The organism is Oleiphilus sp. HI0125 (assembly GCF_001635355.1).
Genome location: NZ_LWGF01000331.1, coordinates 1 through 15,484, shown reverse-complemented (window position 1 = coordinate 15,484; position 15,484 = coordinate 1). Strand labels below are relative to the sequence as shown.

Sequence of the window (15,484 nt, the reverse complement as noted above, 5' to 3'; positions counted from 1 at the left end):
TACATTTATCGTCGGTTTTCCTGGCGAGACTGAGGAAGATTTTCAAGAGTTACTCGAATTCTTGGATGAAGCACAATTAGATCGCGTTGGTTGTTTTACTTATTCACCTGTTGAAGGTGCGCCAGCGAATGATTTGCCAGATCATGTTCCGAGTGATGTCGCAGAGGACCGTAAACGTCGGTTTATGGAGAAGCAAGCTGCGATTTCTGCAGGCCGCTTGCAACGAAAAGTTGGAACACGGCAGTTCGTGATCATTGATGAAATTGCCGACGAAGGCGCAGTTGGTCGTACGATGGGTGACGCGCCTGAGATCGACGGACAAGTCTTTATCGATGGCGCTACCTTCCTAGATGTGGGAATGATCGTTGAAGTCGAAATTGAGGAAGCTGATGAATACGACCTTTGGGCGCATCTCGTCTAATTCGCTTTATCTACTTTCTAATTAGGGTATTAGACTACGCTGGCGTTGCTGTGGTGTGCATCGTCAGCGTCCCTTGATCGTCACTAAGTTGTAGTTTTACTGTTATGGCTTGATAGTCTTTTAGCGACACTGCATGCGATCCGCCACAAAAGATCTCAGCTTGTTTGTCATTCAGGCGACATTGCCAACGCTTGGTATCGTTCAGTTTATTCCCATCGGCAATCATGGTGATTGATTCCCCAGTCGCGACCCAGTTTTCTAATGTTTGATTTATTAGCGCTTGCACGTTTTCGAGCTGTTCTAATGCTTCAGCCGCTTTAAAGCCTTGCTTTCGCTTAAGTGATTTTCCAATGCGGTATTCGTCACGCGATTTAAACTCGGTGACCTTTGAATCTGAGATCGCCATCTTATCAAAATCTGGATGCCCGAGGCTGTCCTCGGTTACCTCGCGTTTCCAATAGGGTTCCATCGCTTGATTGAGCGCGAGAGCAGATAGATGGCAAGCAGAATGCCCTAGGTTTAGCGCGTTTCGATAATTCTCATCTACCTTTAATTCTGCAGTTTTCCCAATCAAATGATCTGCTGTTATGTCTGGAGATATAAGGTGGCCGACAAGATAATTCCAACCTTCATCAAAGCGCTTAGCCGTAATCTCTGAACCGAATTCAAAATGTTCGTCGTCTTGTGATTGGGTGACGACAATGCAGTCCTCTAGCCTATAACAGTGATCGTTAATGACAATTTCGCCTTTATCAGCTGGTTGGTCAGGCCATATGTGATCAACAGGGTGAAAAGGGCTTTGCTCGCAAATAATCAATACTTTCCCATCCCAGTCAATAGCGCCGAGTATTTTAGATTTTTCATTTAGTGAATTTTGGAAGAAGGTGACAGTGGTGGGCGCAATAACGGTCATGATGAACCTCGTAAAGAAACGAAGTATGGTTATAGGAAAGGGATGTTACGCCGTCAAGAATACAAGACCTTAGAAACTCAGAAAGAGAGTAGAGCGAATATAATCTCTACTCTCTGACGAGTTTAAAGGGCTATATCGTTGATAATTCCGGTTGTTTTCTCTTACCTGCTCTTTTCTCGCGCATTTCCTCTATCTTGGAAACCAGAGCTGGGATTACAAATAGAATCAATATTGTTGCGTATGCAAGGCCAAAGGAAATACTGACCGCCATAGGGATTAAGAACTGTGCTTGTAGTGATGTTTCAAATAACAAGGGTAGCAAGCCCGCAATAGTTGTTAGTGATGTCAACATGACTGCTCTTAGGCGTAAGCAGGTGGCATTGATAATTGCTTCTTGTATGGCTTGGCCTTGCTCTCGTAGTTCTCGGTAAAAGGTGACGAGGATAATGGCATCATTAATCACAATCCCTGAAAGGCCAAAGAAACCAAACCACGAAAGCATGGTGAGATTAATTCCAAGCAGCCAGTGACCCAAAATTGCACCTGAAATGCCGAGTGGAATGGCCAAAATCACGGCAAGCGGCCATGAGTACGAACCGAAAACCCAGGCCAAAATAATGTAAATAAGCGTTATGCCTATACTTGCGCCTAGCATCATTTCAGCGCCTGTCTGGCGTTGCTCTTCAGCTCTTCCTTTAAGCTCGTAATCTAAGCCGTAGCGCGCTGCTAGCTCTGGGAGGGATTGTTTGCTAACGTCGTCTAGCACAACATTTGCGTTGTTCAGTGACGCGTCAACACCCGCAGTTACACGCAGGCCAAATCGTCCGTCAGTGTGTCGTACAAGCTCTAGTCCCTTGCGAGAGCTTAAAGTTACAACGTTGTCTAATCGAACAATGTCGCCAGTTGCTGTGACGATGGGGAAGCCGTTTAAAGTGCGTGAGGTATTGCGTTCTTGATCTGGTAATAAAATACGTACTTCTACTTCTTCATTTTGATCGTAGAACACCTGAAGAAGTTGGCCATCAAATCCCGCTCGAAGTTGATTGCCTACGTCAGAAACACTCAAACCAAGAGATTCACCTTGCGTGGTAAGTTCGTATATAAATTGCGACTTGCCGTAAGGGATGTCATCTTGAATATCATTCACGCCAACATAGCCCTTTAATGCATCCTGAAGCTCTTCGCTCGCTGCTTTTAATATATCGCTGCTTTGGCCTGTTAAGAATATATCGATGTCTTTGCCAGGAGGACCACCGCGAGGACTAGTAATGCTAAGTTGCTCAACGCCATCAGGCATTTGTAATGCATCTTTCCACGCGGAAATTAGTTCAGGGTTGCGCACTTCTCGCGAGTCTGGCGTGACCGTTTCAACATGTAGCGAGGCATATTGCTCTCCTTGCTGGTAACTTTGCCCTCCATCAAAGGTCGCTTGGTTAACACGCAATACAGCATGGACAATCAGGTCATCTTCGCGGTTGTATTTCTCTTTCAGTTGATCGTTCGCACGCCACAATGCGTCCTCTAGGTTGCGAGCAAATGAGCGTACTTCCTCAGGCGGCGTGCCTGCGGCAAATTTTGCATTGCCTAGTAGCACGTGGTTTTCAGGTTGAGGGAAGAATTCAAACTGGATACGCCCCGATATGATGAGCGTAATAGATATAAGAAAAACAGAGACTGCGAGCATTAAGGTCGTGCCCCGGTTTTGTATTGCTTTCGTCGCGAGCTGTCTAAACGTTCCGTCTCGGAAGGCATTAAACTTAGAATCAACCGCCACTCGAAAACGACTTTCTTTGGCGTTGTGCCCCATTTTTTTCAAGCTGTGATTCAGGTGCCCCGGCATAATTAAGAAGCACTCAATGAGTGATGCGATGATTACGCAGATAATGACCAAGGGAATGGCGAATAAAATATTACCAATAATGCCGCTAATGATAATCAAAGGCAGAAATGCAGAAATAGTGGTTAGCGACGACGACATAACAGGCACAAACATACGTCTGGCACCGCCTTCGGCAGCTTGCAAGGCACCTTCACCTTTTTGAAAGTGAGTTAGGGCGTCTTCACCAACAACAATGGCGTCGTCGACAATAATCCCAAGGGCCATAATAAGCGCAAACATGCTGACCATGTTGATGGTACCACCAATTGCGTACATAACAGCAAGCGTTCCTGCGAATGAAACAGGTATACCAATCGTGACCCAAAACGCGACGCGACCATTTAAAAAGATAAATAAAATTGCGACGACGAGAATCAATCCACCGATGCCGTTCTTCACAAGTAGGTTGATACGGTCTTCGATTAATACATATGCTTCGTTGTATGAATCTAAGTACACCGTTGGAGGCAAGCTTTCACTGGTTTCTTTAAGCCAAGTATTAAAGGTCTCTGCGGCTTGAAGTGTGTCAGAGGAGGGCGTTCGCAATATTCTCATCAATACGGCGGGGCGGTCCTTATAAAATACCTCGACTTGTTTTTCTTTGTTGCGTCGTTCTACTTCTGCAAACTCACCAAGCCGCAATCGTTCTCCGTTTTTAGCTGTGAGCACGACAAGATCCTTAAAACTTTCTTGGTCGCGGCGTTGTTCAATGCTGCGCAGCTCTCGTGCGACTTCATCCTTTGCCGAGGTGCCAGCAGGAATATCTTGGCTAGCGCTCGTGATCGACCTGCCGAGAGAAGGAATAGATTCTCCGATTCTGTTAATGTCCTGAGTGGATACCGTGATTGCAATTTCTTGCGCGGGAAGTCCAATAAGTTCAACCTTTGAGATACCACGTGCAATTAGCTCGCGTTCGAAGTCGTAAGCGAGCGGGCGAAGCTCATCGCGAGAGGCGTCTGCCGATAGTATTAGGGTTGCGACATCTTCATTGATCACCACTTTAGATATTTCGGGTTCTTCCGCATCAGACGGGAGATTCCGGACCAAGGATACCTGTTCCTTTACCTGATCGAGGGCAAGTCCCATGTCTGTGCCTTCATCGTATTCAAGGCTGATCACAGCGCTTGCTTGATACGAGGTCGACTTCATCTCTTTCACGTAATCAAGGTCACGTAATTCCTGTTCTAAGGGCGTAACAATGGACTTAGCAACGTCTTCAGCACTGGCTCCCGGCCAAATGACACGAACTGTAATATAATCGGGCTGAAATGAGGGGAGAAATTGTGTGTTGAGTTTGAGCAGAGATACCGCTCCTGCGATCAGCAGTATCAGCATCAACAAGTTAGCGGCAACACGGTGCTGCGCGAATCGTCCGATTAAATCGTGCTTGTGTTTCCCTGTGTCGAGCGCCATTACTTAACCACCTCAGCGCCTTGAATAGAAACTTTCAAACCATTGATGGCTTTGGGTAGCTGGGTGGTAATGATTCTGTCGCCATCCTCCAGTTGGTTGCTGCGTACTAAAATTCGGTCTCTTTGTGTATCGCTATACAAGTTACCGATGATGTCCACGTTCAGTGATTCAAGTCGGTCATCGACCACTTTAAATACGAGGTTAGTGCCATAAATTGATGAGATAGGGAGGGCTATGACGTCTTGTTGCTCTGGTAACTTCATGACTAGCTTAACGCTCTGGTTAAGCGGGATCTGGGATGAGTCCTCGGCTGAGAACCACGCATCATGGCCTCCATGGCTTAGATTGGCTGAGTCTGACAAGCGATCCAATACGAAGTTTTTGTCTTTGACAACGGCATGCACTTTTTCTCCACTTGCTATTGCCGTGCTAACTGAAGCTAAAACGCTGTTCGGGATTTGAGCTTTGTATTCGACCTTTGCTGTATCAAATATAGTGGCAATGGTTGCACCTGCTTGTACACGCTCGCCTGGTGATACATTTACCGAGGTGATGCTACCGTCAAAGGGAGCTGTGATCTTTGTTTTGCCTAAGTCGCGTTGTGCCAACTCAAGTCTAGCTTCTGCTCTTTTAAGTTGAGCTTGAAGTTGCGCTAAACGTGGCTCGTGGTCTTGAATGCTCTGTTCGCGATTGGTGACTGCTAATTCAGATTGCGCGACGTTCGATTCGGCGAGTTGTTTGCGCTCAATTGCGACTAATTGCGATGCGTTTAGCTTCTGCTGTCGAACCAATGCATCCCTCGCGATCTCATACATTCTTTGTTCGCTTTGAAGCGCGCGTTGATCGGCTTTGTGTCTGTTATGTTCTGATTTGATACGCGCCTTCAATTCTTGAACATCTGCAAGGGCTTGAGTACTCGCAATACGCGCGTCGGTATCGTCCAGGTGAACAATCACGTCGCCTTGTTTTACCTTTTCGCCGATTAAGGCGGGTAAGGCAATGACATCTGATGAGAGTGTTGTACTAAGGTTAGCGTGGTGCGGTGACTCCGAGCGTGCGTAAAGTTCAAACTCCGGCTGCGCAGTCATCTTCTCAACACTTGCCACACTCACTTGCCATACCTTCTCAAGACTTGGACGTGTTGGTGCTTCGGGCTTAGTCGCTAAGAGGAGCGCTATAACACCTACTGCTACGAGAAATATGAGAACGGGGCGAGTCCATTTGCCAAGAAATGATTTAGGCATTGATTAGTCCTATTAGATAAGAAAGGCATTAAGTATTGAATGAGTATACGGTAGAAATGCATGCATACGTGAGTCTACGAAGTCTGTGAATGTCTGGATTTTATGGCAGATCTTGTTAAGAGTGTAATCGTGAATCCATCACTTTAATATCAGTAATAATTTTTAAACGCAGCTATACGCTTAATTGAAATCACCCCACAACCATTGCAACACAGACAAAATAGTTACCGGCGCGGTCTCTGTTCGCAATACGCGAGGACCAAGCGTGCAGGCCATAAAGTTATTCTGTGTCGCGTGGTTTATTTCATCGCTAGTAAGTCCACCCTCGGGGCCAATCAATATGATGACGCGCTCAGGTGATGGACTTACTGTTGCCAAGTCTTGAGTGTCACGATGATGCAATACTAGCTTTATCACTTTGTTTGTTGCATTCGCGTTTACGAAGTTATCTAAGCTCTCTACTTGTGCGATCGACGGCACCGTTGCACGACCACATTGCTCGCACGCACTAATAGCTATTTGTTGCCAACGCTTAATGCGCTTGTCTTCTTGTTGGTTATCAAGGCGGACCTCGCAGCGTTCGCTTGTTAATGGCGTGATTTGATTGACGCCCAACTCACATGCTTTCTGAATAGCGTAATCCATTCGATCGCCACGGGACATGACAATAGCTAAATGTGTATGAAGGTTTGATTCTGACTCGCAGAAGATTCTATCTTTGGTTTGTACCGTGACATTACGTCGATCAATTGTTGCGATCGTCGCAGGGTAGTAATAGCCGTCTCCATTGAATAGTTGCAGCGCAAAGCCTTTCTTCATACGCAATACTTTTATGATGTGCTGAGCAGCTTGATCATCAAGTGTGATCGACGCGTTATCATCTAGATTGGTAGAGACATAAATATTGGGGATTCGCATAGCAGGCCTTTTCGTGCGCTTCAATCTGGCGAACAGACATTAGAAAGAAGCGTAGTGTAATTCATGCTGCACACCACTGCCTACTTTCTAGCGAAATTCATGACACCAAATTACGTGTTTAATATGATTGTGAGTCGATAAACGCTGATTTGAATAGATCGATAAAGCATCTGTGTTTCACCGGCATGTATTGATAGTTTTTGTAGATCAGATACACAGGGATTTTGCTTGCGACATCAGGAGGCGTGATATCTATTAGAGAGCCTTTTTCGATGAATGGCTTTAGCATGTGTTGAAAGCAAAAACTGGCTGCGAAGCCAGATGAGGCAAGGTTCAAAAATGTCGCTATATCAACACCGGTATGTACTAAATTTGTTGGATGAGGAATAGGGCTGTCCTGGTGTGTTAGAAGCTTTTTGATTGGAATGTTGTTCGGAATGAGCAGAGGGTAATTGATCAAGTCAGAGATATGTTTGGGCTTTCCATATTGCTCGACTAAAGCTCGACTGGCGGCGAAGGCTGGTTCTATATCAAAAAGCTTGATGCCAACCATGCCTGAGTCTTCGAGCGTCCCTAGACGAAACGCAAAGTCGTAGTCGTCCTCAGTCAGGTTCTTTTTTTCAATAGAGACATTTAAGTCAAAACTGACTTTCGGATAGCGAGCAGTGAATTCACTTAGAACAGGAATAATAGGGGACGAGGACAAGGCATTCGGAAATGTAATACGGATCTTGCCGACAGCCTCACCAGAAAATTCGCGAAGTTCGGTTTCAGCCTCATTCATCTTTTGCACAATCTCTTTGCATCGTTCCGAGTAAAGCTTACCCGCTTCAGTGAGGTTTAAACATCGAGTTGTGCGGTCAAATAACTGGATACCGAGTTGTTCTTCTAACTGGGCAATGAGTTTGCTGATGGCTGAAGGAGATCGATGCAGCTGTTTAGCGGCTCTAGTAAAGCTGCCGTGCGTGACGACTGCATCGAATGTTTCGTAATTGTTCATCCCTCGTCCCTTTGTATATTGCAGAATTTTATTCACAAGTGTTGTGTCAAAAATTCGCTGTCTTCATCAATGAATCATTCTCATACTAAATTCCTGCTAGGAATTTAGCGATAAGAAAAAATTGATAATGTGCTAGGTCACACAAAGGACGAGTAGACATGGAATTAAACTCTCAACACATAAAAAGTGATAACAAAGAAACCTCGAACGCTGAGAGAAAAGAACATGCACTGAGACGTTGGATTGCAAACAAAGAAACTGTTTGCCCTTATGCTCCGGGTGAAGCAAGTTACTATCATCTCCCCAGTTCGTTGACCTTTGATAGGCAAGGCGCTGCATACCTCGCTGGAATTTTACGCGAGTTTTATTCTAAAACAGTTGAGGGAAAACCAATTGAACGTTTGATCTTAATACCTGCTCATGATTGGTCTAATCACGATGATGCAAGAGATTACGCAACTAAGGCATTTTGGTGCTTATCGATGGCTTATCACTTGCAAACGAACGGAGGCAAAAGACAAGCAGCATCGATGTTCTTAAAACTCAAAAATTATATTTCATCGAATCAAGAGGAGGGTATTGCTAACCCTGTGATTGGTAAACTTCAAAATAACCGAACAAAAGCGCCGCATTCAAAATCGTTGTTTTGTACAGCATTTAACCCACTGTGCTACAGCAAGTCTTTTTATCGATATGCTCCACATAGCACCTTAGTCTTAGTCAACGCTCGTGCTCTCTATTTAAAAAGATCGCAGTCTCACAAAGCGATGCAAAAGATTTCTACCAAGGTGATCTATGGAAACCTTTTAGAAGCAATGCGTGGCGAATTGTGTGTCGACTATAAGGACGTTGAACGCGAGGCTGGTTTATGGGAACAGTTACTGTTCCAGCTTTACGTATTGAACCAAGCAGGCTGGGAGAAATTACCTCCTCCGCAATTACCGGAAACTTTAGAGAGTTTTGATAGCCTGCAAGTTGATGCAAAATTTATACGTAATATAAAGCTGTTGCCTGTGATGAGTTATCTAATGAGGATGACGCATTGCGCTCCCCGAGAAATATTAAGATCGGCGTTTCGCCCCAATGGCCTCTACGCGACGCCACTTTACTTTGTTTAGCTGCGCATAAAAAAAGAGCGCTGGTGCGCTCTTTTTGAATAGAAAGTTTTATCGCTGATTAAGCCTTAAAACTTGATCTTTTCCTTATCGCTCAAGCCTAGGTTATCCCAGATCTTCAGAGAAGGTTCAGCTTGGTTCATGCTGTAGAAATGAATGCCTGGTGCACCTGCATCGATGAGTTGTTCGCACATACGTGTGACAACCTCTTCGCCAAATTTAAGGATACTGGCTTTATCATCACCATACGCTTCAAGTTGCTTGCGGATCCAACGAGGAATCTCTGCGCCACACATATCACTAAAACGAACCAAGTTCGTGTAGTTCGTGACAGGCATAATGCCAGGAACGACTGGAATATTGACGCCCATCGCTTCAACACGATCGATAAAGTAGAAGTACGAATCGACGTTATAAAAGTATTGTGTAATCGCACTATTTGCACCGGCATCAACCTTACGCTTAAAGTTCATTAAGTCTTCTTCTGCACTTGGAGCTTGAGGATGGAACTCAGGGTAAGCAGCAACTTCGATGTTGAAGTGATTTCCACTGTGTTCACGAATAAATTCAACAAGTTCGTTTGCGTATTTCAATTCGCCTGCAGAACCGCCCATACCTGATGGCAGATCGCCGCGAAGGGCAACAATTCGATTAACGCCACGCTCTTTGTATAAATCAAGCAAGCTCGCAATTTCTTGTTTGCTCGAGCCTACACAAGAGAGGTGAGGCGCAGTTGAAATGCCTTGATCTTGGAAGTTAAGCACCGCATCGATGGTACGCTCTTGTGTTGAACCGCCTGCACCGTATGTCACTGAAAAGAAATCAGGTTTACGGCGCGCTAGTTCGTCACGAACGACCTGCAGCTTTGCTTTACCTTCTTCCGTTTTTGGCGGAAAGAATTCAAAGCTAAATCGGCGCTTAAATTGTTTTTGGGTTTCCATAATGTTTCTCAAATGGAGTTAAATGGGGGCAGAGTAAAAATACCCAGACCCCAATTTTCTATTTTAATCTAACGTAAAACGTCAGACTTAATACTTGTAAGACTCTGGCTTGTATGGGCCGTCAACAGGAACGTTGATGTAATCCGCTTGTTCTTGGGTCAATTGTGTCAATACACCGCCGAAACCTTCAACCATGTCTTTTGCAACTTCTTCATCAAGCTTCTTAGGCAGTACTTTAACGTAAACGTTTTGTGCTTTCTCAGCTTCTGGAAGGTCTGCAAACTTAGCTTCCCAAAGATAGATTTGTGCCAAGACTTGGTTCGCGAAAGAACCATCCATGATACGGCTAGGGTGACCCGTTGCGTTGCCTAGGTTAACCAGACGGCCCTCTGCTAACAAGATCAAATGATCATTCTCAGGTTTATTGCGGTATACCTTATGAACTTGTGGTTTTACTTCATCCCATTCCCAGTTCTCACGCATGTAAGCTGTATCGATTTCATTGTCGAAGTGACCGATGTTACATACAACCGCACCAGACTTAAGTGCTTGAAGCATGTTTGCATCACATACGTTCGTGTTACCTGTGGTCGTAACGATGAGGTCAGTCTTTGCAAGTAATTCTTTATTGATGCCGTCTAGTGTTCCAGTGTTCACACCATTGATGAACGGAGAAACAACTTCGAAACCATCCATGCATGCTTGCATTGCACAGATAGGATCAACTTCAGTCACTTTTACAATCATGCCTTCTTGGCTTAGTGATTGTGCTGAGCCTTTACCTACGTCGCCGTACCCAATAACAAGTGCTTTCTTACCAGAAAGAAGGTGGTCAGTACCGCGCTTTATCGCATCATTCAACGAGTGACGGCAACCATACTTGTTGTCGTTCTTAGACTTTGTTACAGCATCATTTACGTTGATAGCAGGTACTTTAAGTGTACCTTCTTCCAACATTTCTAGAAGACGGTGAACGCCTGTAGTGGTTTCTTCAGAAATACCGTGAATGTCATTCAATAGGTCAGGGTATTTTGAGTGAGCCATTTCAGTTAGATCACCACCATCGTCAAGGATCATGTTTGCGTCCCAAACTTGGTTGCCATCTATTTCTGAAAGAATTGTTTGCTCAATACACCACAAGAACTCTTCTTCTGTTTCGCCTTTCCATGCGAATACTGGAATGCCCGCAGCAGCGATTGCAGCTGCAGCATGATCTTGTGTTGAGAAGATATTACAAGAAGACCAACGTACTTCAGCGCCCAGGTCAACCAGTGTTTCAATTAACACAGCTGTTTGGATTGTCATATGAATACAACCCATGATCTTTGCGCCTGCAAGAGGTTGCTCAGCTTTGTACTTACGACGAAGTGCCATCAATGCTGGCATTTCACCTTCAGCGATTTCAATCTCTTTACGGCCCCAATCAGCAAGGCCAATGTCTGCTACTTTGTAGTCTGTGAAACCATTTTCAACAGCTTGTAAATTCGTGCTCATTATTTCTGTCCTTCGCGATTACGCGCGATTGTAATGTCTATAAACAAATAGTGTTTTAAACGCCTGCAGCAGCTTTAAGTGCGTCAATGCGATCTGTTTTTTCCCAAGTGAAGGCTGTGAATGTCTTCGATTTTTTCTCGCCACCTTCTTCATACTCGTAAGTCACTTCTTCTGGTTCACGACCAAAGTGACCGTATGCAGCAGTGATTTGATACATAGGGTTCAGCAAGTCTAGTTGAGTCTGAATAGCGTAAGGGCGTAAATCGAATACTTCGCGGATAACTTTCGCAAGCTCGATATCGGAAATCTTACCTGTACCAAATGTGTTCACAGAAATGGATGTTGGATCTGCAACACCAATCGCGTAAGAGACTTGGATTTCACAACGATCTGCCAAACCTGCAGCAACAATATTCTTCGCTACATAACGGCCGTAGTAAGCAGCAGAACGGTCAACTTTTGATGGATCTTTACCCGAGAATGCACCGCCACCATGGCGCGCCATACCACCGTAGGTATCAACAATGATCTTACGACCTGTCAAACCACAGTCACCAACTGGGCCACCAATTACAAAGTTTCCGGTTGGGTTGATGTGATAAAGGGTGCCTTCGTGCAACCATTCAGCTGGTAGTACTGGCTTGATAATGTTTTCCAATACAGCTGAACGTAAATCTTCCAAAGAAATACTAGGATCGTGTTGCGTTGAAAGAACAACGGCATCGATTTTTGGGCTGTCGCCTTCGTAGTTAATCGTGACCTGAGATTTCGCATCAGGACGCAACCAAGGAAGCGTTCCGTTACGACGCATCTCTGATTGACGCTGAACCAATAGGTGAGAGTAGTAAACTGGAGCAGGCATCAATGAAGGTGTTTCGTTCGTCGCATAACCAAACATCAAACCTTGGTCGCCCGCACCTTGATCTTCTGGTTTAGCGCGATCAACACCCATGTTGATATCAACAGATTGCTTACCAATACCGTTCAATACTGCACAGGTTTCACCATCGAAGCCAACGTCTGAACTGTTATAACCAATACCTGTAATGACATCACGAACGATATCTTCTAGATCAACATAGCAAGAAGTAGTTAGCTCACCTGCAACAACCGCCATCCCTGTTTTAACAAGCGTTTCGACAGCAACACGTGCATGCGGGTCGCGTGCGATGATGGCATCTAGCACTGCATCTGAAATTTGGTCAGCCACTTTATCTGGATGTCCTTCTGACACAGACTCAGAGGTAAAAATACTGTATTCACTCATTTTATTTTCCTTGGTTAAGGCCTAGTGAAAATTAGTGTTTAATGTAGCGATAAATTTGTATTTGAAAGCCGTTACGTAGGCCGATAAATACAGATTCATCTTCAATGAACCCTACGGATTGGATCCATTTCTTAAGTTCTGCTTGGTCAAAGCCAAGCCACAAATCGCCGCAATTTTCTTTTGCCCATGTTTGGTCGTGCTTGGTTAAATCACAAAGCACTAATACGCCTTTATCATCAAGCAATTCTGCGCATTCGGCGATAAGACGAGCAGGAGTCGGAACATGGTGCAAAACCATGTTCATAACGATGCCTTGGTAACGTTGGTTTTGTTTTAAGAGTTGCTTGGTATCACCCTCAATCAACGAGACATTGCTTAGTTTTTTGTCAGCACAAAACGCACGCGCATATTCAAGCATTTGCGGTGAGGTATCGACAGCATCAACCTCATCGTAATAATCACCAAGCAAGGCGAGGAATTGACCTTCTCCGGGACCTACTTCTAATACTCGAGCGTCGTGAGTTGTGAGTCCGGCTTTCAACAATTTAAAGCTAGTCGGGGCATATTGCTGGTGGTCACAGATCAGCTCTTGTTGTTCTGCAAAACGATCAGCATTGCGATCAAAAAAGGCCGAAGATTGCTCAGCACGCTTTGACCGAATCTCTTGCATTTTTTCTTCGATATCAGGCTGCAACGCCAGTGCATCAAACATGCTGAATAGCTGCGTACAGGCGGCTGCTTCCGCGCCGTGTTCAGCGAAAATAGGGCGACGGTAAAAAATAGAGTTGCCTTCACGCTGTGCTTCGACGAGTCCTGCTTTACTAAGCACCTTTAGGTGGTGGCTCATACCAGACTGTTTGGTATCGAATATTTGCGTTAGCTCAAGCACACCAAACGCATCGGCTTTCAAACACTGAAGTATTTGAACGCGCAATGGATCGCCACATGCTTTCAACTTTTGCGAGAGCTGATCAATCGCATTTGAAGCAAGGTAAAGATCGTTTGGGGTTTGGCTAATTTGATTCATGGATGCAACTATATCAATAAACTTTGATATAGCAAGTCTATATCAAGATATTTTGATATAGGTCTGTTTCGAAGCTTATGCTAAGTTTTTTACTGATCGAGGAGGGGGCTAACCCACAACGACGATAGTGATGCGATCTTCTTGAATATTAAATGTCTGACTAATGATCTGTTTTAGCACTTCTATAGCAGTTTCTTTCGAGCCGTTCTGATTCTGCCAGTTACCAAATGTTGCTTTCTTCAAAATGATTGATACCGCGACCTTACTGCTCGCACGTACTTCAGTCTCAAATTCAGGCGAGAAAAAGTTAACTTCGATGTGAGTGATCACCCTATGTTTCGTCAGGGGTGAAACAGTTGCGTTCAATAATTCGATGATCTTCTGGTTGTAGTCATTTTCGATCGTCTTAACGAGCGATCGTTTCTTTTGTATTAGATCGCTCGACAAGGCCTTTTCAATAATTTCCATCCGCTTAAGGCTGGTATCTGGATCTTCTTTATTTACGTTGAGATCAACTTCAATCTTTTTATGTTTAGTAACGTTGCCAGATTCATCTGCATGAACGCTCCCTACCAGAGCTGCAGAAAGTAGTATGGCCAATGCAACCCAAGAAATTGAGAAATGGAAATTCATGGTAATACCCTCGGTAGTGTCATGCGATGTTTTCTCTATAGTCGTGATTTTATAGCTACGCATTAATCCCAATGCAACAACAGAAGCGTGATAAGGTGAATTGTGCAAAGTGAAATAGAGGGAGCAAAGGGCATTGGGAATTTCTCTATCAAGTCCCGTTAATGTTGTTTAGGTGAAAGAACAGGCACGGGATCTAGATGTGTCGATTGCCTTTGTAGTCGATGGTCTATAGTTAGCTCGGTTAAATCTTCGGAGCACAGGCATGAGTTATCAACCACACGTTCATATTGTGTATGGCCATACTGGACATTCGGGTGAGTACAGCAATCTCAGAATGTTAGAGCAAATAAAAGACTTGGAGTTTGTCTCGCTGAGTAATTTAGCTAGCAGGTATCAGGATGGTTCTGTAGATGTTGCCGAAGAGCAGAAATACTTAAAAGCTGCTGATTTGATTATTTTTCAGTTTCCTTTTTATTGGTATAGCGTACCGCACAATTTGAAGCGATATATGGATGAAGTCTTTGAGCATGGTTTTGCTTATGGCTCTTCGGGTAATGCACTTCATGGCAAACGATTCTTGTGTGCTATCACAACCGGCGGGCCTGAAGACGCTTACCATCATGAAGGCTATAACAAGTTTGAAATGGCTGAGCTGCTTCGGCCATTAGAGCAGACAGCGAACCTTTGTGGAATGCATTATATGCCGCCCTTTATTCTTCACAGTGCACCTAATTTAGTAGCTGGCCGCATGGAAGAGCATGAACGCCGTGTTGCGGAATATGCTAAGGCGTATCGAGATTTAATTGAAAGATGTCGTTGGAATGCAGATTTGCAAAAGGATGTGCATTAGTTCGTGTTTGTTTTTTGATGGTAAGCACTAGGCAGACTTGGGTACCTCTCCCTCGTCATTCCAAACAGCGCAGACTGATTTGGAATCTCTCAATTAATGCATGTAATTAGACAAAAGCCGCTGTTAGTGCTTCGCAGTTCACCATGCCCGCTTCGAAGAAGATTGCAGACCTTAACGCTTTGATCGCACCTGCTTCGAGAGGTCGAGTTGTGTAGGTTCAAATTATATCTACAGGTCGGCTGTGATAACCGCGCGAGCGGCGGGTATCACTGCTTACTCTTATAAAGCTCTGATTTTAAGGAGGTAATGAATTAGCAAATGCGTATTCAGTACGCATTTGCTAAAGAGTGTGCGCAATTTGAAAAAACG

General features: G+C 44.6%; 12 protein-coding genes and 1 pseudogene. 3 read left to right on the top strand and 10 right to left on the bottom strand.

The genetic code is table 11. The annotated features are described in order from the left end of the window. A pseudogene (locus A3762_RS04760) lies at positions 1 to 421 on the top strand (TRAM domain-containing protein); the annotation flags it as partial. A gap of 34 nt (positions 422 to 455) precedes the next feature. On the opposite strand, the gene A3762_RS04755 reads toward A3762_RS04760, so the two are convergent. From A3762_RS04755 to A3762_RS04735, 5 genes are all read right to left on the bottom strand, one after another. After that, complete coding sequence (locus A3762_RS04755) at positions 456 to 1,334, bottom strand: hypothetical protein (protein WP_068754341.1); 879 nt, start codon at positions 1,332 to 1,334, stop codon at positions 456 to 458. A 130-nt stretch (positions 1,335 to 1,464) separates the two neighbouring features. Continuing rightward, positions 1,465 to 4,626 carry an efflux RND transporter permease subunit gene (locus A3762_RS04750; RefSeq protein WP_068754339.1) on the bottom strand — a complete coding sequence of 1,054 codons (3,162 nt, stop codon included), beginning with the start codon at positions 4,624 to 4,626 and terminating at the stop codon, positions 1,465 to 1,467. Continuing rightward, the gene (locus A3762_RS04745) at positions 4,626 to 5,870 is read right to left on the bottom strand and encodes an efflux RND transporter periplasmic adaptor subunit (RefSeq protein WP_068754337.1); all 1,245 of its coding nucleotides are present in this window, start codon (positions 5,868 to 5,870) and stop codon (positions 4,626 to 4,628) included. Before A3762_RS04745 ends, A3762_RS04750 begins: the two co-directional genes overlap by 1 nt. A gap of 180 nt (positions 5,871 to 6,050) precedes the next feature. Next, positions 6,051 to 6,788, bottom strand: a complete 738-nt coding sequence (locus A3762_RS04740; RefSeq protein ID WP_068754335.1) for a 16S rRNA (uracil(1498)-N(3))-methyltransferase — start codon at positions 6,786 to 6,788, stop codon at positions 6,051 to 6,053. Positions 6,789 to 6,906: 118 nt separating this feature from the next. Then, a complete protein-coding gene (locus A3762_RS04735; protein WP_068754333.1) occupies positions 6,907 to 7,788 on the bottom strand; it encodes a LysR family transcriptional regulator in 882 nt (293 codons plus the stop codon). A gap of 158 nt (positions 7,789 to 7,946) precedes the next feature. Between A3762_RS04735 and A3762_RS04730 the strand changes: the two genes are divergently transcribed. Then, positions 7,947 to 8,906, top strand: a complete 960-nt coding sequence (locus A3762_RS04730) for a hypothetical protein (RefSeq protein WP_068754331.1) — start codon at positions 7,947 to 7,949, stop codon at positions 8,904 to 8,906. 65 nt (positions 8,907 to 8,971) lie between these two features. Here A3762_RS04730 and metF read toward each other — a convergent pair whose 3' ends face one another. The 5 genes from metF to A3762_RS04705 all read right to left on the bottom strand — a co-directional run bounded on the left by metF (position 8,972) and on the right by A3762_RS04705 (position 14,328). Continuing rightward, positions 8,972 to 9,844: a methylenetetrahydrofolate reductase [NAD(P)H] gene (gene metF, locus A3762_RS04725; RefSeq protein ID WP_068754329.1), complete on the bottom strand. Its 873-nt coding sequence runs from the start codon at positions 9,842 to 9,844 to the stop codon at positions 8,972 to 8,974. An 87-nt stretch (positions 9,845 to 9,931) separates the two neighbouring features. Further along, complete coding sequence (ahcY, locus tag A3762_RS04720; RefSeq protein WP_068754327.1) at positions 9,932 to 11,338, bottom strand: adenosylhomocysteinase; 1,407 nt, start codon at positions 11,336 to 11,338, stop codon at positions 9,932 to 9,934. 55 nt (positions 11,339 to 11,393) lie between these two features. After that, positions 11,394 to 12,605 (bottom strand): methionine adenosyltransferase, encoded by a 1,212-nt coding sequence (metK, locus tag A3762_RS04715; protein WP_068480099.1) that lies wholly within the window; start codon positions 12,603 to 12,605, stop codon positions 11,394 to 11,396. Positions 12,606 to 12,636: 31 nt separating this feature from the next. Then, a complete protein-coding gene (locus tag A3762_RS04710; RefSeq protein ID WP_068754325.1) occupies positions 12,637 to 13,632 on the bottom strand; it encodes a metalloregulator ArsR/SmtB family transcription factor in 996 nt (331 codons plus the stop codon). A gap of 108 nt (positions 13,633 to 13,740) precedes the next feature. Continuing rightward, entirely contained in the window at positions 13,741 to 14,328 is a 588-nt protein-coding gene (locus tag A3762_RS04705; protein WP_156493235.1) for a hypothetical protein, read from the bottom strand. A gap of 199 nt (positions 14,329 to 14,527) precedes the next feature. Here A3762_RS04705 and A3762_RS04700 point away from each other — a divergent pair, with 199 nt between their 5' ends. Continuing rightward, on the top strand, positions 14,528 to 15,115 hold the full coding sequence (locus A3762_RS04700) for an NAD(P)H-dependent oxidoreductase (RefSeq protein WP_068754321.1): 588 nt from the start codon (positions 14,528 to 14,530) through the stop codon (positions 15,113 to 15,115). Positions 15,116 to 15,484: the final 369 nt, after the last annotated feature.